Source organism: Pantoea sp. CS_6 (assembly GCF_041954745.1).
GTDB lineage: Bacteria > Pseudomonadota > Gammaproteobacteria > Enterobacterales > Enterobacteriaceae > Pantoea > Pantoea stewartii.
Map to the genome: position 1 here is coordinate 1 of NZ_JAVAYG010000003.1, position 22338 is coordinate 22338.

General features: G+C 48.3%; 22 protein-coding genes, 3 tRNA genes and 1 pseudogene. 4 read left to right on the forward strand and 22 right to left on the reverse strand.

Annotated elements, in window-relative coordinates; all coding sequences use genetic code 11:
- Positions 1-142 precede the first annotated feature (142 nt).
- Positions 143-382 carry a YrhK family protein gene (locus tag RAC90_RS05235; protein WP_237166121.1) on the reverse strand — a complete coding sequence of 80 codons (240 nt, stop codon included), beginning with the start codon at positions 380-382 and terminating at the stop codon, positions 143-145.
- 1477 nt (positions 383-1859) lie between these two features.
- On the opposite strand from RAC90_RS05235, the gene RAC90_RS05240 reads away from it, so the two are divergent.
- A complete protein-coding gene (locus RAC90_RS05240) occupies positions 1860-2606 on the forward strand; it encodes a DUF4145 domain-containing protein (protein WP_375124062.1) in 747 nt (248 codons plus the stop codon).
- 184 nt (positions 2607-2790) lie between these two features.
- Here RAC90_RS05240 and RAC90_RS05245 read toward each other — a convergent pair whose 3' ends face one another.
- From RAC90_RS05245 to RAC90_RS05255, 3 genes are all read right to left on the reverse strand, one after another.
- Positions 2791-3114 (reverse strand): hypothetical protein, encoded by a 324-nt coding sequence (locus tag RAC90_RS05245; RefSeq protein ID WP_375124063.1) that lies wholly within the window; start codon positions 3112-3114, stop codon positions 2791-2793.
- A 104-nt stretch (positions 3115-3218) separates the two neighbouring features.
- Entirely contained in the window at positions 3219-4481 is a 1263-nt protein-coding gene (gene umuC / locus RAC90_RS05250) for a translesion error-prone DNA polymerase V subunit UmuC (RefSeq protein ID WP_375124064.1), read from the reverse strand.
- Entirely contained in the window at positions 4481-4720 is a 240-nt protein-coding gene (locus tag RAC90_RS05255; RefSeq protein WP_042676668.1) for a hypothetical protein, read from the reverse strand. Before RAC90_RS05255 ends, umuC begins: the two co-directional genes overlap by 1 nt.
- A gap of 215 nt (positions 4721-4935) precedes the next feature.
- On the opposite strand from RAC90_RS05255, the gene RAC90_RS05260 reads away from it, so the two are divergent.
- Positions 4936-5595 (forward strand): hypothetical protein, encoded by a 660-nt coding sequence (locus RAC90_RS05260; RefSeq protein WP_375124065.1) that lies wholly within the window; start codon positions 4936-4938, stop codon positions 5593-5595.
- Positions 5596-5997: 402 nt separating this feature from the next.
- On the opposite strand, the gene RAC90_RS05265 is transcribed toward RAC90_RS05260, so the two are convergent.
- The 12 genes from RAC90_RS05265 to RAC90_RS05320 form a co-directional block, all read right to left on the reverse strand.
- Positions 5998-6429: a tail fiber assembly protein gene (locus RAC90_RS05265; RefSeq protein ID WP_375124066.1), complete on the reverse strand. Its 432-nt coding sequence runs from the start codon at positions 6427-6429 to the stop codon at positions 5998-6000.
- A 1-nt stretch (position 6430) separates the two neighbouring features.
- Complete coding sequence (locus RAC90_RS05270; RefSeq protein ID WP_375124067.1) at positions 6431-8053, reverse strand: phage tail protein; 1623 nt, start codon at positions 8051-8053, stop codon at positions 6431-6433.
- Between the two features lie 40 nt (positions 8054-8093).
- Entirely contained in the window at positions 8094-8756 is a 663-nt protein-coding gene (locus RAC90_RS05275) for a hypothetical protein (protein WP_375124068.1), read from the reverse strand.
- On the reverse strand, positions 8757-9884 hold the full coding sequence (locus tag RAC90_RS05280) for a baseplate J/gp47 family protein (protein WP_375124069.1): 1128 nt from the start codon (positions 9882-9884) through the stop codon (positions 8757-8759).
- A gap of 381 nt (positions 9885-10265) precedes the next feature.
- Complete coding sequence (locus tag RAC90_RS05285; protein WP_375124070.1) at positions 10266-10862, reverse strand: phage baseplate assembly protein V; 597 nt, start codon at positions 10860-10862, stop codon at positions 10266-10268.
- Positions 10859-11974 carry a phage late control D family protein gene (locus RAC90_RS05290; protein WP_375124071.1) on the reverse strand — a complete coding sequence of 372 codons (1116 nt, stop codon included), beginning with the start codon at positions 11972-11974 and terminating at the stop codon, positions 10859-10861. The genes RAC90_RS05285 and RAC90_RS05290 overlap by 4 nt, the downstream gene beginning before the upstream one ends.
- Positions 11975-11976: 2 nt before the next feature.
- Complete coding sequence (locus tag RAC90_RS05295) at positions 11977-12966, reverse strand: hypothetical protein (protein ID WP_375124072.1); 990 nt, start codon at positions 12964-12966, stop codon at positions 11977-11979.
- 10 nt (positions 12967-12976) lie between these two features.
- Positions 12977-15286 (reverse strand): hypothetical protein, encoded by a 2310-nt coding sequence (locus tag RAC90_RS05300; protein WP_375124073.1) that lies wholly within the window; start codon positions 15284-15286, stop codon positions 12977-12979.
- A 73-nt stretch (positions 15287-15359) separates the two neighbouring features.
- A complete protein-coding gene (locus RAC90_RS05305; RefSeq protein WP_375124074.1) occupies positions 15360-15713 on the reverse strand; it encodes a hypothetical protein in 354 nt (117 codons plus the stop codon).
- Positions 15714-15728: 15 nt separating this feature from the next.
- Positions 15729-16070 carry a hypothetical protein gene (locus tag RAC90_RS05310; protein WP_375124075.1) on the reverse strand — a complete coding sequence of 114 codons (342 nt, stop codon included), beginning with the start codon at positions 16068-16070 and terminating at the stop codon, positions 15729-15731.
- Between the two features lie 129 nt (positions 16071-16199).
- Complete coding sequence (locus RAC90_RS05315; protein ID WP_375124076.1) at positions 16200-16514, reverse strand: hypothetical protein; 315 nt, start codon at positions 16512-16514, stop codon at positions 16200-16202.
- Between the two features lie 350 nt (positions 16515-16864).
- Positions 16865-17395, reverse strand: coding sequence for a DUF2778 domain-containing protein (locus RAC90_RS05320; RefSeq protein WP_375124077.1), 531 nt, complete (start codon positions 17393-17395; stop codon positions 16865-16867).
- A gap of 125 nt (positions 17396-17520) precedes the next feature.
- On the opposite strand from RAC90_RS05320, the pseudogene RAC90_RS05325 reads away from it, so the two are divergent.
- Both RAC90_RS05325 and RAC90_RS05330 read left to right on the forward strand, forming a co-directional pair.
- Positions 17521-17640 (forward strand): annotated as a pseudogene (locus RAC90_RS05325) (integrase core domain-containing protein); the annotation flags it as partial.
- Positions 17641-17726: 86 nt separating this feature from the next.
- Positions 17727-18647 carry a tyrosine-type recombinase/integrase gene (locus RAC90_RS05330; RefSeq protein WP_375124078.1) on the forward strand — a complete coding sequence of 307 codons (921 nt, stop codon included), beginning with the start codon at positions 17727-17729 and terminating at the stop codon, positions 18645-18647.
- Between the two features lie 105 nt (positions 18648-18752).
- Here RAC90_RS05330 and RAC90_RS05335 read toward each other — a convergent pair.
- The 6 genes from RAC90_RS05335 to uvrY all read right to left on the reverse strand — a co-directional run bounded on the left by RAC90_RS05335 (position 18753) and on the right by uvrY (position 22331).
- Positions 18753-18839 (reverse strand) — tRNA-Leu (locus RAC90_RS05335).
- Between the two features lie 10 nt (positions 18840-18849).
- A tRNA-Cys gene (locus RAC90_RS05340) sits at positions 18850-18923 on the reverse strand.
- Between the two features lie 40 nt (positions 18924-18963).
- Positions 18964-19039: transfer RNA gene (locus RAC90_RS05345), tRNA-Gly, on the reverse strand.
- A 190-nt stretch (positions 19040-19229) separates the two neighbouring features.
- Positions 19230-19778 carry a CDP-diacylglycerol--glycerol-3-phosphate 3-phosphatidyltransferase gene (gene pgsA / locus RAC90_RS05350; RefSeq protein WP_006118776.1) on the reverse strand — a complete coding sequence of 183 codons (549 nt, stop codon included), beginning with the start codon at positions 19776-19778 and terminating at the stop codon, positions 19230-19232.
- Positions 19779-19846: 68 nt separating this feature from the next.
- The gene (gene uvrC / locus RAC90_RS05355) at positions 19847-21679 is read right to left on the reverse strand and encodes an excinuclease ABC subunit UvrC (RefSeq protein ID WP_033737591.1); all 1833 of its coding nucleotides are present in this window, start codon (positions 21677-21679) and stop codon (positions 19847-19849) included.
- Positions 21672-22331 carry a UvrY/SirA/GacA family response regulator transcription factor gene (gene uvrY, locus RAC90_RS05360; RefSeq protein WP_006118774.1) on the reverse strand — a complete coding sequence of 220 codons (660 nt, stop codon included), beginning with the start codon at positions 22329-22331 and terminating at the stop codon, positions 21672-21674. Before uvrY ends, uvrC begins: the two co-directional genes overlap by 8 nt.
- Positions 22332-22338: the final 7 nt, after the last annotated feature.

Here is a 22338-nt window from a genome sequence, read left to right on the forward strand (position 1 = left end):
AACCGGGCAGCAACCGCCACCACCGCCCGCCCGCACCTGGTGATCTCCTGAAATCGCCTCACCTTTCATTTAGCCTGCCTGAGTCGTTCATATATCAGGCAGGCTGAATGCGTTTAGCTGTCCGTGATACAGGGGTAAAGGACTACTGAGGTTTTTGTGGATGTTGATCGATGCGCTTTACGTGTACCAGTTCTGCCAGGGTGATTGCCGGGCGAAGTAATAACTGAAGGCTCCCCACGACAAATAACCATGTTCCACCTGTCATCAGCGAGTCGAAGAAAAACAGGATGCTGCCCGTCAGGAACCATACTGCGATAAAGAGATCGTTGAGCGCGCCAAGAGCGCGGTAACGTCGAGCGATGATGATATGATCTGAACCCACAGTGATTTCTGCTTTGTTTCCCGGCACGGCTTGCCCTTCTCTGAATAATGAAATGACTGCAGACAAGATTAGTACACAGAGAAGAAAGGTAACCTGCTGGCCTCAGCCTGTCCGCCACAGTAACCCCGCCGCGCGGGAAAAAAGTCGTATCCGACCGTAAGAACATATCGTTTAACGCCTGCCAAAACATCTCCACGCCATTTTTATGTTGATTGTCAGGGAACACACTGCCATTGCTCAAACGACGGATAAGCGCTTAACGGCACCATTAAGTCTCAGGGACACCTGGTCTGAATCTGACTCTGCCGCTTCTGCCAGCACGATCAATCTTGCAAAACCGAATAGCGACATGTTGTAAAAGTCAGTCAACGGGATAAGAACAGAGCACGTTGCCCGCCTTTCGCACCGAAGGCTGTCGGCAATATAAAAGGTTTATTTTTTACGGCGGCTAAAGCCTGGCGCGGGATTGCCGATAGTAAGGAAGTAATTGTTAGAACCTTACATTAATAGCCAATTTTGCTATGCCCACATCCGAGTGGGCTTTTTTATGCCTGCAACATACACATCGTGCCTTTTACTGATCAAAAGTTATTCACTTGTATCTAAAAACCCCATTCACTGTATGCTTGCCGGGTCAGCGCATGCTGACAACTGGATTTTCCCTTGTAACGATTTCTGCCTGTGTAACGCAGGCTTTTTTAATGAACGGATTGAGCCGCTTAAAATCCGCAGCCTTTTCGATCTGCCCCCTTTTCCTCGCGTTTATTTTGGCCATGAATGTATTGATCAAAGGTAATCAATCCCGTTTTGATTGAGAAACGGCAATGATGCGTGACAGGACTGCCCGTAGCCAAAGGCGAAAATACCAGATAATGCCGTCTGTCACCGTCATATCTGTCAAAACGGGGATAGAGAGCATAGTCAAAACTGTTACTGGTTTTGCTACTGTCACCCACATTCAGGACGAGCGCTTTCGGTAATCGATATCATGCTGCCTGTACCCGTAAAGTGTCTCTTTCTCAGTCTACCGGGCTTGTTTCCACTCATCGTGCAGACGTCATCTTGATGCCTTTGCTGGATTGCTGGATTGCCAGACGTGGCATGTTATAAAAAACAGCGTCAGGTCAGCACAGGAGGAGACAAACGGCAAAGGGAGAAAGGGGTTTAACAGGAGCCGGAGACGAGAATCAGAAATGACATAGCAGGAAGGGCTTATAAAAACAAAAAACCGCCCAAAGAGGCGGCTTAAACGACATTGCTACAACTTGATTTTATTGGTGTTTCAATATGGTGCCCGGGGCGGGACTTGAACCCGCACGACCTTACGATCGAGGGATTTTAAATCAGTATTTATCTCTCATAAAATCATTAACTTGAATGGGAATTTCATAATAATACTTAGAATTACTCCCTCTTATTATCAATTACTTATGGTATCATTTTGGCACTAATTATGAACAATTTGAGGTCGTGAAGTATGCAACTTAGTCAAAAAAAAATAATTGATGCTTTATGTCCAAATTGCGATGGAATAAGAAAGTGCAAAATATATGGGCAGGTTTTAAAAAATTGGGACTTTGAAGATGGGAGGGCTTATGGAAGCAATCTTTTTATGCTATTAGAATGTCGAGGATGTGAAACTGTTTTTCTTCATATAACTTCTGAAAATTCAGAAGACTGGGATTTTGATCGTGTCGATGGAGAAGATATCATGTTCCTTAATCAACGTGTTCAAGTATTCCCCTCCATTATAGCTGAAGTGTCCTATCCTGATTGGGTTTGGAAGCTAGGAAAAATTGATCTTCAGCTATCTGAAATTGTTAAGCAAATTATAGAGGCTGAAAATAAAGAATTAATCACTCTTGCTTCTATAGGTTTAAGAACTGCATTTGAAAGAACAGCGGAAGTGCTCTCTATCCATCCTGGATTGTCACTTCATGAGAAAGTTGCTGCTTTGAAGGACGAAGGATTTATAGGTGATACAGAAGCTCATCTCCTTTTGACTGTTGCTAGCGTAGGTAATGCAGCTGCGCACAGGGGGTGGGCTCCCAGTAGGGATGAATTTACTTCTTTATTTAGTTGCATAGAAAACTTTATAAAACGTAATCTTTTAAGCAAGAGAAATCTTGAAGAAATCAACAAAAAAATCCCCCCAAAAGTCCCTCGTCTTAGAAAAAATAAAGTTATTGGTGAAGTCGCCACGGAAAATTCTAAAAAAAATTAGTACTGTGTCGTTGGATTTTAGAGGGCGAAAATTTTAATGTTCTGATACCGGAAAAATAATCGGTTAAAATTAGCCCGATAAAGCAGCTTGTTAATTTCGCGAAAAAAGCTTGCATATCATAAAGTTAAACACTAAGAGCTGCAAGCGATCGGACAAACTTTGTATGTATATCAACCACTTAGCATCATAATCTAATTTTTTTGGACTCAAGGTAAGAATTATGGCTAATGTAATTTTTTAAAATTTCTTTTTCAATTCTTGAGTATAACCTAATATAAAAATCATTGTAGCTCATATAATTACTAAACAAATAATCTTTCAAATCAATACCATTTTCTAAAGCATATGATTTAATAATATCAAAAGCGTAATCCAGTTCTAGGTCTTGCAAGTCAGGTAACTTCAACGCTACAGAGAAGAAAGATTGACATCTTTCGGGGCTTGCTCCCAAATCTTCAAGCAAATTGATCAGATCAATGTACTGAGAATGTTTGATTTGATTTACCACAAGTCCCTCTCATTATAATTAATATAAACCCTTATAGATTAGCATCATTACGGCAAACTCACATAAATAAATCTATGGTACTTTTTTTCAATTTTTGTCAGCATTCATTTTACCGTGGGCAGATCTGAAAAACTGGTTGTGTAAGCAGGTGAAAGCATCTCACGCTTCATTGCCCAGGACTTCTCAATCCCCTGCCCCGCAAAAAATAAATTGGCCTTGCCGCTCTGGTTGAGCCCATCAACAACACGCATTAAAGCTTCGCTATTGGGCTGCGGGCGGTATTCATCAAAAAGGTTGAGCTGAGATACTCCCTGGCTAAAAAAGTCGCCCAGCATGACACCTGCTTTCATATAACGATGACCGTCGAGCCATATCTGATCCAGAGAGTCCATAGCCACCCGGATAATGTCGCGGGTATCGTTAGAAGGTGTCATTAACTTTCCAGCGGCCTGATTGCCATAAAACACTTCTCCCTCTGCGTGCGGGCTGGTTCGCACAAATACAGCTATCTGTTTGCAGTACTGCCTTTCCTTCCTAAGCTTTTCAGCAGCGCGTTCTGCAAAAGCGCAGACGGCCTGACGCATATCCATGTATTCGGTGATACGCGATCCAAATGAACGTGAGCATACTATCTGCTGTTTGGTCGGTGCAAATTCTTCCAGCTCTAAACAGGGCTCGCCACGAAGCTCCCTGACGGTACGCTCAAGCACGACGTTGAAGTGTTTTCGGATGATGTATGTGCTCTGCTCAGCGAGGTCTTTAGCAGTAGTGATACCCATAGCATTAAGTTTTTTACTGATGCGCCGGCCAATGCCCCATACGTCCTCCACCGGCACCAGAGCGAGTAATTTTTTCTGGCGGTCGATATTCGAAAGATCGAGGACACCGCCTGTCTTGGTCCATTTTTTGGCCGCATGGTTGGCCAGCTTTGCCAGCGTTTTGGTTTGCGCAATGCCAACGCCAACTGTCAGGTGAGTTTCCTGTTTAACTCTGGCGCGCACCTTTCGCCCTAAATCTTCAAGTGATGTCAGGCGCTGCATGCCATCCAGGCACATGAACGCCTCATCAATTGAATAAATCTCTACAGCCGGGCACATGTCCTCCAGTGTCGTCATGACGCGATTACTCATATCGGCGTAGAGCGCATAATTGGAACTGAAAACCTGCACACCATGACGTCTGAACTCATCCTTCAGCTTGAAGTAAGGTGCCCCCATAGGTATCTGCAATTTCTTGGCTTCGGCAGAACGGGCTATTACGCAGCCGTCATTGTTACTCAGAACGACAACCGGCTTCCCTCGTAAATCTGGCCTGAATATCGTTTCGCAACTGGCATAGAACGAATTAACGTCAACCAGGGCGAACATCAGAAGCCACCATTAGGGTTGAAAACCTGAAACACACGTTCCTCGCCTTCAGAAGTTGAGATATCGCGGAAGGTTGTTGTGTGAGTCTCTATCCACTTGTTAGCGGCGCGAAGCGTGTAATGCCAGTTGAGGCCATCAAGTTCGCGTACAAAGTCCAAAGTGCTGAGTGTGTAGCGGCCTTCACTGTCGCGCTTAATGGCTTGGCGAAAGGCAATCATGATTTCGTAGTCACGGGGCATTATTCTACCCTCCAAGAAATACTGTATATAATTACAGTAATACTAAACTACATAGTTGATCAAGCCGCTGCGATTGTGAAATTTGTAAAGGCTAAGTAATTTCAGGCGTTTTTTATGGTTTTTGATGCTTGCAAGACTGTAGAGAAACGTTTGAGTAATGTGTATCATTAGAATTTCTTCAGCTTAGAATCTTCACTTTAAGGAAAAAATAAAAATTGAATAATAAAATACCCTCTGAATATAAAGTTTTCTTTACAGCATTAGGGTTTGTATTGAGCACATTATATTTTATTATTTGGAGTAATATTCTTCATGATAAATTTGAGCTAATCGCAATTCCTACCATAGCCTCTACCACTCTCATATCACAGATTTACATTGCATATTTAGCCGCCAAAAAATATCGAGAATGGAGTAAAGAAAAGCTCAATGACATTCAATTTAAACAAGCAGATAAAATTTTAGATCTGGAATTAAAGCTTTACGATGAGGCCGTCCAATTTTCAAACTATTCTCTTCAGTTATTCGAAAACTATCCAGATTACCGAGCTAAGAGAGAAAATTTCCTCAAAAAATGGAACGAATTTCAAGATCTCTATGACCAATATAGAAAAGAACTAATTAGAGCAAGGGCTTTAAGGATTGATGATAGCTTCGCATTAAAAAGGGCTCCACACTTTTTATATTTATGGCATAAAGCGAGAATTATTGATGCATTAGTTAACGCTTGGGTTCATTCAGACACACCAGCAGAGAAAGATAAGCATGCTGCAGGAAAAAAAAGACTTTATAAAAAAATGAGCGCAAAATTGGATTTATTAAATGATGAAATTTTCCACAAACCATTTGAATTGCGAGTTAAGGTCAGAAATTAATCACAGGTTTACTATGGCTTTCAAAAATTTCATGCCGTCCAAAAATACCGCCTTATTTATTGTGTGCTTCGCATTAGCTTTCTGGCTTTCATCATATAAGATGCCCTTGAACTCGCTAACTCAGGCGATTGTTGACTGGTCGTACTCTCACTTTCGCGGCCTTACAACCGACACATATGAAAGTGAATCTAATACCGTGACTTTCACTGCGTTGCTTTTGGTGCTCCTCGTTTAAACATTGATATTTTTTGCTGCTTTTAAAAAGCTCATATCCATCGTAAGAAAATTACTTAAGCTAAATAAAAGAACAAAAGCTAGGGTGGCTGACTATAACTTAGTCAACCACCCCGTAATCCTGCTCAGAAAGGAACGGTTGAGTCATTGCCCGGTCACCAGTCTTTTTTATGCTGGTTTTTGAGGCCAGGTAATAATTGGTGCTTTTGAGACGTCTACTCCGTTCACCGCATCGAGGTAATCCAGCCACTTGTTATAGGCCGCCAGGTCATCCCCTTTCAGACGCCCTAACGCGGCCTTGCCGGGCCACTGACGTGTATTCATGAAGTCATTGGCCTGAGAGATTTTTACCAGCTTGTCATTCGCAGCCTGGGCCAGGATTTCTTCCTGCGTGGGCGCAGGCTTATCAACCCAGCAGGGCATTCCCTCACCCGTTGAACCGAGAATTTTTCCCTCGGGCGGCACCGATATAAATTCATGCCACGCATCATCCGTCACCTCTACCGCATCCTGTGGCCAGCCCACTCCCTTCTCATAGTCAGACTTCATGTCTTCCGGGCAGAATGCCATGCGGCTGGCGCTAAAAAACATATTCCCCATATCAGTATCCTATTGCCAGAAAGTGAAAAGTAATCGCGCCTGAACCAGCTGAGGCCGCACTGACAGAATTACCGCTGATCTGGATACCCTGCGGCTTATACGTGAACTGGCTCGTATTTGACGAACTCACGTCAGCGCCGCTGATGCCTATGCCGTTCGCGTCGTTGGCAACGTTGTGCGTCAGCACCACATGCAACGCTGCATTGGGAAACTGTATCGGGTAGGCTTTTGTACTCAGCGTGCCGATTGTGGCCGGTGCGCTGCCCCACTGAATAATCAGTCCGGACGGGAGTTTCTGGTATCCATTAAAGCCAAAGTTGCTGTCGAAAAACGACATATCCGGTAGCTGACCGCTGCCGTTGCCCGCGTTCTTGTTTGCGGCGGACCCGATGCCAAGATATTTAAACAAATCCGCTGTGCTGTTTTGTCCTACTACGTCGCGTCCGAACGACGTAAATGGCGCAAGTGCGGCTTTATTCTGACCGAAGAAATAAGGTAGCGTGTCAGTAGCGGAAGCCAACCCTGCCAGAGCGATTAGATTCTGATTAAGCGGCTGGTAAATGCTACCGAGCGCTGCAATAGCCGAATTTAGCTCACCCAGATTTACTGCATGATTTGATTGCGAGGCTGCTGAGACCGGTAGCGCTCCTCCGCTGTTCCCACACATTACCCATGCACTGAGAGAACTGTTCCATTCAGCTTCAATTAGTCCGTTGGCAATAATTTCGCCACCCTGTAATGCCTGATGCGCATTAGAATACAGTGGAAAAGCGGCGCTTCCATTAACAGCCAGCGTGGAATTGCCGGTATTAGCTGCCCTGGCTTTAAATGTCAGCCGCATTCCATCAGTGAGCGCCGGAAGATTTGGCAGATAAGATGCTACATAAGCATTTGCTGCGCCGGTATCAATTGCATAGGTCATAGTCCCCTGCTGGATAGCTGAAAACACGCCCGCAGCAGGAAGGAACGGCGCGTTTGCAGCGACAGCGATGTTTGCCGCAGTAATCGTTGTTGCACCCTGAGGGACCGTTATGACCCAGGCAGCGGTATAGCCAGTATCAGCTGCTGGCGTAGTCTGTGTGCCTGTGGTGGCAGCTACGCCCGATTTCAGAGAAACAGCACATATACCTGAACGGACTGTATTCTGAGCGGTGCCGGAGTTATTGGGACCGCTGTAAGCTACTGAGGGGTTCGCTGCATTGTAGTAAGGCAAAACCGTTGCACCTGAATCAATGTCGCTGTATGTAACCTGGATCAGGTAGTTAATGCTCTGTCCGACAGTGACAGGCGCAGCCAGAGTAAAAGTTGTGGGAGTAAGTATGGCCCCCTGCTTCAGAATTGTATTAGTGGTATCAGCAGGCAGTGACGAATAAGCGGTACCGTCCACATTTTGAAGGCTGTAAATCTGCCCTTTGGCAATGTTTACAACCATAGAAGCCGGTGATGATGGCGTACAAGCCAGACCATGCAGATAGGTGTTAGAGCCCATCATAGCAGCGGCCAGTTTCGCCATGCCCATCATGGCGTATTTGTTGGTGTTGAGCAGGTCTGTTTCGAGCGGGATAGAACCCGGATAAACAATTTGGCGATCCATTTCTGTTCCCATAAAAAAAGCCACCTGCATTTAGGTGGCCCGGTTGACGGTGATTATCTGAACTGAAGCGTTACTGGAGTTTCACCCATACGATTGACCCTTCCATTTTCACTGCCGCTACGGCTTCGTAGACCTGCGCATCCGTGACTTTTCCGGTAACCATTTCCTGTGAAACATATTGCCCACGGGAAGCAACGCTGTAGCCTGATGGTGTGGACTCATACCCCGCTATGTAAGGTATGCCCGTTCCCTTTGGCCGGTAAGCAATGACAAATGCCTGATAGGGGATCATCACTGAGCCATATCCCCCTGCTATGCCGTAGCCGATCATCGGTCCGCCGTATGATCCCGTGTCAAGCGGACGAAGCGGTTCAAATATTTTTGGCACATTGCCGGTTAACTCCACCAGAATATCGGTTATGGCCTGGCGCGTTCCTCTTGAGCGCAGCATGTTAATTTTAATTTGATTGCGAAACAGGTCGTCTGACATACCGGCAGGGCGCTGTAGACTGTTGCCAAAAAAGTCATAGGCCACAATATCAAGCCAGCCGCCAGTGGCCGTGGATATTCGCGTCTGCAGCCGGGCATAAATGTAAAGCGAATAGCACCATGAAAGTGCTTTCGCGCACGCCGTCAATACGCCATCAAGAAAGGGACTGCTGTCTCTAAACCACGTTGGTGGCAGCAGTCCTCTCAGGCGCGTATAAATATCATTTTGATCGCCGGTTGCCATTTAGCTCACCTGTACCGTTCCGGCCCGAATAACCTGCTGGGCAGAGGCCGCAAGGTCGGAGGTTCCTGAATTCAGCGTAAGTGATGTGACATTAGTTACAAGCGGGCTTGCAGCATAGGCCACCTTCACCAGTTGCGTATAAGCCAGTAACTGCCCCAGAGACAGGCTGGCAATATATTTCTGTATGGATGACTGGACCATTGCAACAATCGTTGAATGATTTGCTGACGGGTCTGTGGTGACTGTCAGTGCGACGTTTGCAGTCAGCATTGCCGGCGGGAAAACGCCAAACGTCACGGTGAATCCACGAACGGTGTCAATGGCAGCATAGGCCTGCCCCAGAAAAGTACTGTCAGGCGCGCCGCTTCCGTCATCGACAACTGCATAAAAATACCCCGGCTGCGGCGTACCGTTATAGGCATAATTTTCGGTCAGTGTATATGTGACACCACTTTGCATGCTGCTCAGTGCGTAGCCAATTGCCGCTTTCGTCGCTTTGGACAGCGATGCTATCCACAACACGAACCTGGCCCGGTAGTCACTGTCACTTTCTGCATCCTTGCCGCTGGCAAATGTTGTGCTGTTTGAAACCGTGTCCAAATACTGGATTGAGCCTGCAATAACTGTGACCGTACCCGCCTGGGCATTGCCCGCCAGGCCTGCTGTGTTTGCCTGAACCGGCACCACCAGGGAGCTGACACCCGCTTTTATCACATACCCCGCCTGAACAGGATCATATGCTGGGTTAACCGTGTCGGCAATAACGGAGTATGCCTGCGTGCCGTCTGTTGTGGTCACCTGCGAACCGGTCGGGATTAGTGCCTGACTGGCCGCAGTGAACCGGCTGAACGTTACCATCCCGACAGCCTGAACCGCTGACAGTCGCGGAAAGCTGAAGTCTGCCATCCAGCTGTCCAGATCGGCGCCTGAGCAGGTCGCTGCGCGGGTGGTCACCAGAAGATTCACTATAAGCTGCTGAATCCACATCGTCACGCCAGCGTTTGATTCTGCAATAGCGCGCAGGATACTGCCTATTGCCAAATCAACCAAGCCTGCTGCCCGCGCCTGCATCGCAGCAACCTGATCACTGACCAGGGTAGAAAACGATTTAACATTAAGTGATGCCACGTTATTACCTCGTTACGTCAAAGCTGAGTGTTTCCGGAGTGCCGGTTGTGGCGTCTGTGTACTGAATAGAAACGCTTACTCCTCCGTCAATAAGTCCGAGCGATACCGATGGCGGAGGACTCACCGCGACGGAATCCTCAAGCAGCATCTGTCCAGTAATGAGCGCTTTCCACTCCCCCGGGTTAACGTTTTCCCCAATCTTCCGGCCCAGTCCGGCCCCGTAGTCAGGGTGAAACACATAATCCCCGGGATTGGTCATAAGGCGGCGTAGAATGCGCTGCTTACCCCGTTCTGAATCGGATACAGGACGCAGATCGCCCGCGGGCGACGTGCTGAGGTCACCGCCGACGTAGTGATGGATGTCGTACATGATTCACCGCTTTAGGTAAGTTTCTGATTTGGCAGGCTGGTGTTACTGCCCTGGCCGTTCTCGTGGTGGGTGTGGCCGTTATAGGTCGTTCGGATCTGCTGAACAGTTCCGTGAATGCCGTTGTTGTCGCTGATATCACCGACTACCGACAGATTCCCGTCTATGAAAACGTCGCCGCCGGTAAAGTGGTGAGCAGGTGCGTCGTAAATCAGCTTAGTGGCTGAACGGATTAGCACATCCCCGCTGTTAAGAAACTTCAGAACCGAGCCTGATACGTGGACGAGCCAGAATTCACCTGACGGAGGCCCCGGACAGCGGTCAATGTCATTGTAAAACTGGCCAGCCGCCATCCCCGCCCCCATCAGGCCGGAATCAAACTCGACTTCAACGACAGCCCCTATTGCCGGTCCGGCAGCCATTCCCCAGCCGTTTCCGGCCCATGGCGTGCTGAGTGGGATCCAGCCCGTTTCCTCGCCTGTTGGCTGCAACTGGACCTTCACGGCATAAGATGCCGGATCATATGCCGTAATCACGCCCTGCCTCGTCCCGCTGACGCCCGCATTTGTCTGCTGTGCGGTGGCGGCCATTGCATTCAGAAATACTCTCACTGTGTGACCTCCAGCGCCGGGCTGTGATTCTTTCCGTTAATGCTCATCGTGTAGCCGTTTTCCCAGCTCAGGGTTCGCCTCACGCTGTCGCACCAGTAAAGCTGGTCAAAAGGGCTTTTGGTACCCTCAATACGTACACGGGTCTGCGGCGTAAGGAGATTGTCACCCGCTGTGGATCCGGAAAATTTCATCTCATGCTCAACCACCTGACGGTAAATGGTCTGCGCCAGGGCGCTCGCCGCTTCAGGAGTAAGGCCGTTACGGATAATGCGGTAAACCTGTGTTTTCGCCGTGGCGTTTCCCGGCGTGGTGCCTTTGGCATATTTGGGGTAGGAGGCGACAAACTGCTTATTTTTCCGTTTTGCATTCCAGCTCAGCACCTCCACCGTAATACCCTTTGAAATCGTGAGCGCGCGTGAAAATGACAGGTCATCAGAAGTATTACACTGCGGATAGGTCAATGTTCCGGGCCGCTGCCAGCGAATAACGTAGTTATCAGCTTTTTCCGTCTCCGTGATCGGTTCAAAATGCAGGTTGTCACCGTCCACATACACCTGAAAATTTTCAATGCTCGCAAGCGTGGTAAGCAAATCCCATTCTGTCTGCTCACCGGTCAGGTGCGCGGAGTCAATCTGATAAAATTCACCAAACCGCTGTTTTGTTGGCGTAACCACCGGGTTTAGCCCATGGCGCTGTGCCAGCAGGGTGGCAATCTGCGAACTGGTATAATTCTTGAAGCTTTCTCCGGCAGACTTTGCATCAATAAGCAGACCGACAAAATCACGACCATCTGCCGTGATTTCAAAACGGGCAGGATCGTAATGCCAGTTATCGATATTGCCGGTGATGAGACGCTTCTCATCGGTACCAGACCGGGTGATGACTGAAGCGTAAAGCTCAACCCTGACGATTGTCTGGACAGCCCACCAGTTAAGCAACTGCATATCGTCCGGTAGCGCCGATACAGCCAGCGTCAGGTCAAAGGTGGATGCGCCCCGAAACCGGTTATCCTCCACGCTGAACGATACAAACGGAACCTCAGTACCGTTTAAACGACAACGCCCGCTGATTAGGCGGGCGCTGGACTCCACTATCGGGTTGTTCACGTCCATAGCTAACTCGTCGGATTAGAGGGAATAGTCAGCGTGTTGATGCCGGTGAGTTGCGGATCGGTCAGGCCGTTAGCAGAGGCAATGCTGCTCCACAGGGATGCATCTCCATACTGGTCTGATGCAACCTGATACAGGTTTCCACCCGACAGCGTCACGCTGCGTATACCGTCCGCCGTCTGGCCGGAACTTACGTTTTTATTGAGCCGTCCCAGTACGTTCTGAAGGCTGTAAAGTGCCGGGATGCGCGTGCTGTGGTCCGCCTGGCTTAGCAGATTGCTTACCGTCTTTGATATCGGGTTCCCCGGAACAAGGCCACCTAGCGATGTTATGTCGTTAGCCGCGGACTCGAGCTGCGTAATCTGCTGCTGTACAGTCACCTGCGCTGCAATGACTGGCCTGACAACCGACTGAACCTGCTCAAGAGTCGCGTGTGCAAAGTCATTAACCTGCTTCACAGCACTCTGCACCTTTGTGACAGCAGTTGTAACCGTTGATACGTCAATAACATCAGACAGCCCCAGCGCCTGGCCGATATCACTGTCCAGCAGCCCCTGAAGCGCGCCGGTCAGTGCATCCACTCTCAGCGGAGAAGCGTTACTGGCAACGATCGCCACTTCAATCGTGTATGACCTTCGGTAGATGAATTCGTAGACCGGCACAAAACTGGTAATGACAACAGTAAAGCTGTAGTCGTCAAGCGTGAGCGTGAGCTCTTTACCGGCGTCGCGCATACGTTCCAGCGCTTTCACCCGATCCCCGGCCTGAGAGCCTGTAAAAACACCGGACCATGTAAGCGGGTCATATTCCACACCCAGCACATCGATGACGCGCTTCCCGCCCACCATCTGGTGAAGCACTGTTTTTTGACGACCAGGCAGCGCCAGGCGCTCAGGGACTTCGAAATCAAGAAATTCGAAATCACCGAGAACCAGACGTGTGACGGTCGGGTCTACCCCCTGCGCGAAGTTATTCAGGGCGCTTGTAAACGACATAAATACTCCGTTACTGAGTTGAGAGCTTGCTCACCTGTCCGGGATGGACCATGAGATTCGACGAGTCAAAGGCGCTTGGACCGGCTGGAGCTTTGGTCAGATTTTTACCCAGGCCATTTATTACTGTCGCAACCAGTACCTGACGGCCTTCATGCGTCATCAGCAGGTTAACCGGCTGATCTGCCTTATTGGCCATAACGGGCGGGATGGCAGGATAGGTCCCGTTTTTTCTATACGAAGCAGTCCTTTCGCGCTGGTTGTCAAAATCCGCCTGGGTCGGCGTCCATGGAACATAATTAACCCCGTTCGCCTTAGCATTTTCACGCATCAGGCGATCGCGTTCCGACATTTCACCCGACTGAGAAACTATCTGGTCATATGCCTTTCCTTCAGCCATTGCCTTTATACGACGGTAAATTTCCACTCCCGAACTGGCAATCGCATACTCCGCCGCCAGCATCACCGTGTTCTGGAATGCGCCCAACGCGCTTCCCAGTTTTGGCAACCCACCAGGGCCGGACAAAATCCTGACAGGAGATAACAAAGCACCCGCAGCGTGTTTAAATAACCAGAATCCACCGCTCAGCGCAGCAAGCCCCGTCACAGCGAGTGCAGCATGGGCAACAAACTTTGTCAGCTCAGGATTCCTTTGCGCAATCTCGGTCATTCTCTGCATCGTGTTTGTCAGCCCCTCCAGACCTTTTGTAAAAGTGTCCAGCAGACCGCCTTCCTTGCCCATGACCAGTTGCAGGTTTTCCCACTTTTTCTGAAAATCGATCTTCTTGCCGTTATAGGTCCCGCCAACCGCATCGTAGGCAGGATTTAGCCCTCTGGCTTTATCATAGGATTCGATGGAGTGATGAATTGTGGCTAACTGTTTATCGATGAGGTTGAACATCTTGCCGCCGGTGCGGCCAAATATAAGGGCGTTCTCACGCTGTATCTGGTCTTCCGTGTAATTATTTTTACGGTAGATGGGCAGGATCATCTTCTCGTAAAACTCAACCGGCGACTGACTGAAAAGCTGCGAATTGATCAGTGGGTTGCCTTTGAAACGCTTTACACCTCCCATGCTGTTCAGTTCAATTTTGCTGGCATCCCACACGCCCATTTTCATCAGGTCATGAGTAACCTGATTAGGCAGCTTAACGATACCGTTCAGGCGGTTGTAAGAGGTCATAAGGGCATCACCCGCTGAGCTACCTTTCAACTCACCGATGATGGGCTCAAGCTCGGCAAACAGTGCTTTATTGCTAAGGTTGAAGGCAGATGTACCGGCTTTAGCCATAAACTGGCGGTACTGCGTGAAATCAACGTTACCACCTGATGACTGGATCGCTTTAAAACCCGCGTCCATTAATTCATTGAAGCGCTGCGGGCTTTTCAGACCGCCTGCTGTCTCAACAAATCGCAGCATGTCCATCTGCTTAGCGTTGGTCATCTCCTTTGAGTGCTCGTCTAACCCCTGAGAAGCGAAATTGATTCGGGCAAGTACCGGTGCGGCCATTTTAGCGGCCTTGAGTTGCTCATCGAGCGTCGCTGCTCCCGATTCACGAAATACACCCTGCGCCTCAGTGAAATATTTGAGCATATCGGTAGTGGATGTGCCGCGAACTTTAGTCGTTTGTACAAAGTTCTCGGCATCCTTACGGGCATCCTCACCCATGCCGTACTGATTAAACTTCTCGGTCATGGTCTGATATTTGGCTGCCTCATCAACGAATCCATCCAGCACCTTAAACCCCAGGTAGCCTGTAGCCAGATTGGTCATGCCATCAGAATGCGAGCTACGACCAAAATCCCGGCCATTTCTACCACCACCCGATCCGCCTCCCCACCCACCAGGAGGAACACCGTTATTCCACCCTTTCCAACCAGCGCTTGCACCGGGGCCAGAAGGAGAAGGCAGTGCCAGCATTCCCCCCGGATTACTGTAGCCACCGCCGCCACCTCTTGACGCTGCTGCACCTGCAGCTAAGGCGGGGATTGCAATTGCTGCACCATAGCCACCGGCCAGAACTGGCAGGTTTTGAGTTGCGTTGCTTGCGCGCGTTGCATGCTCAGCAGCCGTTCGCATAGCGCTGGCATAATCGTTAGCGCCTTTCGCTGCGCTGGAAAACTGGTTTTTTAATGCTCTGTTCATAGAGCGAATGGCAGAGGTAGCTTCTTTTGCGGCGCTGGTAACAGCCTTTATGTTTTTCGCCATCTCAACGAACTTTTTATTCAGCTCAATGGCATCTCTTGCAACCTGCATCATCTGACGAGTGAGCTGGTCTTCAAGAGCAAGACGCACGGCTACGCGGTAAGCCTGAACATCCATAGATACCTCGTTTTACAGGCATAAAAAAACCCAGCATCAGCTGGGTCTTCTAAGAATTCATTTATTTAGTCGGTTACAGGTAACCGATGAAGGCATACCAAACTTCACCTGATCGGGGTTCACGTACAGAAACAAAGAGTTTACCTTTCTCGGGATAACCAGGTATGAGGTAGTCCTCATAACCAAGCACTTTTAACGGGCGGATTGAGTAGTCAATACATGAACCATTATTAAGCTGGTAGATAGCATCACTTTCTTTTGCTTTTTCGAAGGGCCCAATTATTCTGGAGGCAATTGCTTTCTCCATAGACCTGCACACCCAACCACCATCTGTAATGTTAACGTTTTGACCTTTTTTTAAGGCAACATTTGCCTCAGCGCCAGCGCTCAGACTTATAATAAATAATGCCAACACCAACTTGAGCATAAAATTATCTCATCGCTATTTCTGAATTTTACAGTTATCGAATAAAAAGCCATCTTTATCGTGAGCAACCAGATAATATCCTTTACCTTTAACATAGTAGAAGCCATCATTGCTAACCCCTATTTGCGTATCTTTTTCTTTTTTTAGCTTAGGGCTTTGCAGTTGAATTTTTTCATTTACATATATGAAGAATTTGTTGCCATCGTCAATTATTGCAGCTTGGCCCAATGATGGTCCAAGAGTCTGCTTGCCAGATGAGTCTTCAGATCCTTTAAATATTTCACAATAATATTTATTTTGAGAAGCACTTGCAAAAGGAACCATCAGCAAAAAAAACAAACCTACTACCAATTTCATGCCGTTGCCCTCTTCATTAAAGTCAAATCAATACTAACTACGATGCCCAACAAATGAACAAAACCAGCACTAGCAGGTTATGAATTAAAATTGCAAGTGTTAGCGCCACTAATGATAAAGAGGTATATATTACCTGAGTGAAGCCATATCATTACGGTATCTTGCGTGCTCTTCACGCAAGAAACTAACCATGCCTTTGTTATAGTCTAAATGCTTCACGCAAGACTTTAAATTAGTCCCAATTCTTTCAAAGTCGCTTCCCTGAATCAAATGTTCGTTGTCATTTGATAGCGCGGTCAGAGAGTTCACTACATCCAAATCGCAATTAATTATTTGTTTGGTAAACATGCCATTATGCAAGGTTAGGCCAAGCATAGAGGTCGGGATGTATACCCCTAAAATACCACCAACTATCCAAACAACAACTTTAAGCTTAAAAGGCATATAGTTCCCTCCGATAATGTATTGAGGTTATCGACTACAGCATTTAAAAACTTATTAAAATTACCGTATTTTACATTATTGCACCGGCTATAAATCGTCATTTTTTGATCACGAAACGCCTGAAAACCCTTGATATCAGCCATCCAAGGATAAGAACTGATAGCAGAGCTACGAAGAATGTAACAGGATCTTCTCCCCACTCGTAGTCACTACCAACCCAACCCAGACCGCCCGGACCAAGTTTAAAGAAAAGCCATGAACCAAATGAAAAAATAAGGTTGTTTAATGGCGTAATGTACTTGATTAGAAGTACAGCTACGACCAGCGAAAAAATACTAATGCCGATCTTCTTAATTAACGCATTTTGCATAATCAGCTTTGCCCATCACGTCTACATAACCATAAGCCATTAACCCACTTCGTGAGCCTGGCACTTTTATTTTACTTGTTCGCAGCAGAGCTTGTCTTATCTGTTCGAAATCACTGACCCTGAACAGCGTAATGCATCCCCATGATTCACCGCTCCCATCCGGACGCAAGGGATGCAGTCGAAAACCGGTACGCTTCACACCATTCACGTAGGTGTAGTCATTCATAGTCTTGGTGTTATAGAGTCCGAACCACTCTGAGTGATTGGTGTTATGCAGAAAATCGAGGAAAGCCCGTCTGGCTTGTGTGTAAATGCCGCCCTGCGGCGCATCAACAATCCAGTATCGGCCTAAAGGGATTGATCCCTCGTCAGCCAGGTATTCACAGTTAGGATCGTTAATGTGCTGTTTACGGCCACTGAGCACCGGGAACTGGCCAATTCCATAAACAATCAACACCCCTTTCCCGCTTTTTCGGGACTCATCATCGTAAACCATTCGCATCTTGAGCATGAGACGAAATCCATTCGTTGACATAGGGGAATGTTAACGCGATTTAATACATTTTTTTACTGTTGATTTGATCATGCATCCGGTCCTTAAAGTTGAGCCTTCTCAGTCGTATTGAGCCAGAAAGCCAGCAGGACTATAACGAGTCCAGACCTCATTCATCGCTTAATTATCAGACGCCATCTGAATTTGCAGCAGGCTGGCGAAACGGGAAACATGAAGAAAAACCCACCGACATTACTAACTGAAGGTTGTATCTAATACTGGGGGCAGGTCACCGCGTGTATACCGGGGCAAGTCTGCTTACGAGTTCCACCCCAAAAATGGTGGCGCTATGCGTCTGTGCAATCTTGACAGCCCTCAGTCTATAGTTTGGGCAAGTTATGAGGCATTGATAAATGAAACTCCTGACATAAAAACCTACAAGTCGTTAGCTGAAAGATTTTTTAAGTCACCTGATTTCTTTGAGCTGGCTGCTGAAACGCAGAAGGACTACAGAAAGTACTCGGTGAAGGTTCTAAGCGTATTTGGCGATATGCCATCAGATGCAATAAAACCGGAGCATGTAAGGAAGTATATGGACAAGCGCGGTTTGAAAAGCCGGACTCAGGCTAACCGTGAGAAAGCTTTTATGTCTAGGGTTTTTAGGTGGGGGTATGAACGGGGATTGGTGAAACATAATCCGACTAAAGGCGTAAAGCAGTTCAAGGAGCAGGCGCGTGACCGTTATGTCACCGATTCTGAATATTCCAGGCTCCACAGTGTTGCTCCTGATGTGGTCAAAATTGCAATGGAATTAGCTTATCTCTGTTGTGCACGGCAAGCGGACATACTTGAACTCAAAAAGAGCCAGATAATCGACGAGGGAATTCTTATAAAGCAAAGTAAAACATCGGTAACTCAGATAAAGGGGTGGTCGCCCAGATTGAAGGGCGTTATTGATCAGGCTGCTAACCTCCCCCTCAAATCGGGTATGAGCAGTATCTTTGTTATTCACCAGCCGTCTGGAGCAAAGTATACAAGGGACGGTTTCAACAGCCGATGGCTTAAAGCGAAACAACAGGCTAAAGCTGCATATCCTGATATGGATTTTGATTTCACATTTCATGATTTGAAAGCAAAAGGGATATCGGATCTCGAAGGCAACATTTACACCAAACAGGAAATATCTGGGCACAAAGACGTGAAGCAAACAGCGCGCTACAACAGGAAGATCATGGTAGTTCCGGTTGTCGGAGGTCAGAAAACGAAGTGATATATTAGGAAAGTATTTTAGGAAAGCATGCAAGATAACAAAAAACCGCCCAAAGAGGCGGCTTAAACGACATTGCTACGGCTTGATTTTATTGGTGTTTCAATATGGTGCCCGGGGCGGGACTTGAACCCGCACGACCTTACGATCGAGGGATTTTAAATCCCTTGTGTCTACCGATTTCACCACCCGGGCGAGGTATAACTGGAGGCGCGTCCCGGAGTCGAACCGAGGTACACGGATTTGCAATCCGCTGCATAGCCACTCTGCCAACGCGCCTAAAACCGATTTGCCGCCAGGATTGCCTGGCCTGCGAATTTGGAGCGGGAAACGAGACTCGAACTCGCGACCCCGACCTTGGCAAGGTCGTGCTCTACCAACTGAGCTATTCCCGCATCATCCTACCGTTCAGATAACTCACTGCTGAAGGGTCAGACTTTACTACGCTTTATCGAACTTACTGATTTTTCTTAGCTTCTGCAGCTGTGCTGCCGTTCGATGCGATGCATTCTACTGAGATGACGCGGTGAGTCAATAAAATTATCCCCACATTGCGTCCGTTTGCTGCTTTTTGAATCGCATCGATCACGGTTCGAGCAAATCGCCTCTGGCAGCGCTTAAATACTGGAACATGGACCAGAACGTCAGCACCGCAGCAATGTACAGCGCGACCACGCCAACACCGACCACCATACTGTCCGGACGCCACAGCAGAGCAAAAAGCGAAAACATCTGCGCGGTGGTTTTTACTTTACCGATCCAGGAAACCGCAACGCTGCTCCGTTTGCCTATCTCTGCCATCCACTCGCGCAGGGCTGAAATAATAATTTCACGGGCGATCATCGTGGCAGCGGGCAGCGTGATCCACCAGGCATGGAAATATTCCGCAACCAGTACCAAAGCAATGGCCACCATCACCTTATCCGCCACCGGATCGAGAAACGCACCAAAGCGGGTTGTCTGCTTCCAGCGGCGAGCCAGGAAGCCATCGAACCAGTCGGTCACGGCGGCAACAACGAAAATCAACGCGGTAACAAAAGGCGCCCAGTGGAAAGGCAGATAGAAAGCCAGCACAAAGAACGGAATAAGAACGACGCGAAACAGGGTAAGACAGGTCGGAATGTTAAATTGCATATGCTGGTAACTGTCTGGATTGGGTGGTGTTTAACGTATGTTCCTACATTGCCCCCCCTGTTTCAATGCTAGTGTTTCAACGAGTAGTAGATTTTTTCCGCCAGCGCATGCGATATACCGGGCACATTGGCGATCTCCTCGACCGACGCATTCATCAACGGTTGCAGGCCGCCCATGTACTTGAGCAACTGCTGTCGCCGTTTTGGTCCCACGCCCTCGATACTTTCCAGTGCGCTGGTGTTTTTGACTTTGGCCCGTTTTTTACGGTGCCCTGAAATTGCATGATTGTGAGCGTCATCACGAATATGCTGAATGACATGAAGCGCTGGCGCATCGGGTGACAGAGAAACGCCCTCGCCTTCTGGCTCGAAAAATAAGGTTTCCAGACCGGCTTTACGATCGGTGCCCTTTGCAACGCCCAGCAAAATGGGGCGGGATTTATCCCAGGGCACGTCCAGCTCTGCAAACACCTGTTTTGCCTGTGCCAGCTGACCTTTGCCCCCATCTATCAGGATCACATCGGGAATTTTTTCTTCCTCAATCGCTTTGCCATAACGGCGGCGTAGCACCTGATTCATAGCCGCATAGTCATCGCCGGGTGTGATGCCGGTAATGTTATAACGGCGGTAGTCAGCGCGAAGCGGGCCGTTTTGATCAAACACGACGCAGGAAGCGATGGTTTGTTCACCCATGGTATGACTGATGTCAAAACACTCCATGCGGCCAATCTTCTCCAGTTTGAGAAATTCGGCCAACGCGGTGAGGCGCTGATGAATCGTGGAATGCTGCGACAGACGCGTTTTTAATGCCGAACCGGCATTGGTCCGAGCCAGCTTGAGGTAACGCGCGCGATCGCCGCGGGGTTTACTTTGAATGTTTACCCGTCGACCGGCTAATTCTGTCAATGAGTCTGCTAGCAACTCACGTTCGGGCAAAGTGAAATCGAGTAAAATCTCGCTCGGCAAGGTGCGCATTTCGCTGCCCTGCAAATAGAACTGTCCGACGAAGGTCTGGACGACTTCAGCCAGGTCCGTATCCGCGGGCACTTTGGGAAAATAGCTTCGGCTTCCCAGTACTTTCCCCTGGCGGATAAACAGGACGTGCAAACACGCCATTCCGGCGTCATAGGCAACGCCAATCACATCCAGATCGTCGCCCTGATTAGAGACAAACTGCTTCTCGGTAATGCGTCTGACGGCCTGAATCTGATCGCGCAGTCGGGCCGCGTCTTCGAAGCGCAGCGACTGACTGGCCTCTTCCATGCGCGTCACCAGCAGATTCAGCACCTGATCGTCTTTGCCCGCTAAAAACAGTCTGACGTAATCTGTCTGCTGGGCGTATTCCTCCTCACTGACCAACCCTGCCACGCAAGGGCCAAGACAGCGGCCAATCTGGTACTGCAAACAGGGGCGCGTACGGTTGCGGTAAACGCTGTTTTCACATTGCCGTATCGGAAAGACCTTTTGCAGCAACGCCAGCGTTTCTCTTACCGCATAACCATTAGGAAACGGACCGAAATACTCCCCTTTGGCGTGCTTAGCGCCCCGGTGCATTGCCAGACGCGGATGTGTGTCGCCACTCAGAAAAATGTAGGGGTAGGATTTATCGTCACGCAACAGAACGTTATAGCGCGGTTGATAAAGCTTGATGTAATTATGCTCAAGCAACAACGCTTCGGTTTCAGTGTGGGTTACGGTGACATCAATGTGATGGATGTTACTTACCAGCGCTTCGGTTTTTCGGCTACCCACCTGGGTGCGAAAGTAGCTTGTCAGTCGCTTTTTCAGATCTTTCGCTTTGCCGACATAGATAACCGTTCCGGACAGATCGTACATCCGGTAAACACCTGGCTCGCTGGTGACCGTACTGAGAAAATTTTTGGGATTAAAGAGGTCACTCACTACTGATTAACGGCTCCGCATTGAACAGGCCATGTCTGATGGCCAGATGCGTTAACTCTACGTCGCCACTGATATTCAGCTTACTGAACATTCTGTAGCGGTAGCTGTTAACGGTTTTAGGACTGAGATTCAGCTGCTCGGAAATTTCCGTCACCTTTTGTCCTTTGGTGATCATCAGCATAATCTGCAATTCCCTTTCCGACAAACAGCTGAAGGGAGATTCGGCTTTTTGCGGCTCAATCTGGCTTAACGCCATTTGCTGAGCAATGTCCGAGGCAATGTAGCGTTGGCCGGCCTTAACCGAACGAATCGCGTTCACCACTTCCTGCGGCGCGGCACCTTTACTCAGATAACCTGCCGCACCGGCCTGCATCACTTTGGCAGGCAGCGGGTTTTCAGTGTGAATCGTCAGCATAATAATTTTGATATCCGGGTTGTAGCGCACGATTTTGCGCGTGGCTTCCAGCCCACCGATACCCGGCATATTCATGTCCATTAAGATGACGTCAACCTGATTAGCCCGACACCACTTAACTGCATCTTCGCCACAACACGCTTCGCCAGCGATCACCAGACCTTTGATATCTTCAAGAATACGGCGGATGCCGGCACGTACCAGTTCATGGTCATCGACAAGAAGGACAGTGATCAACGCGAAG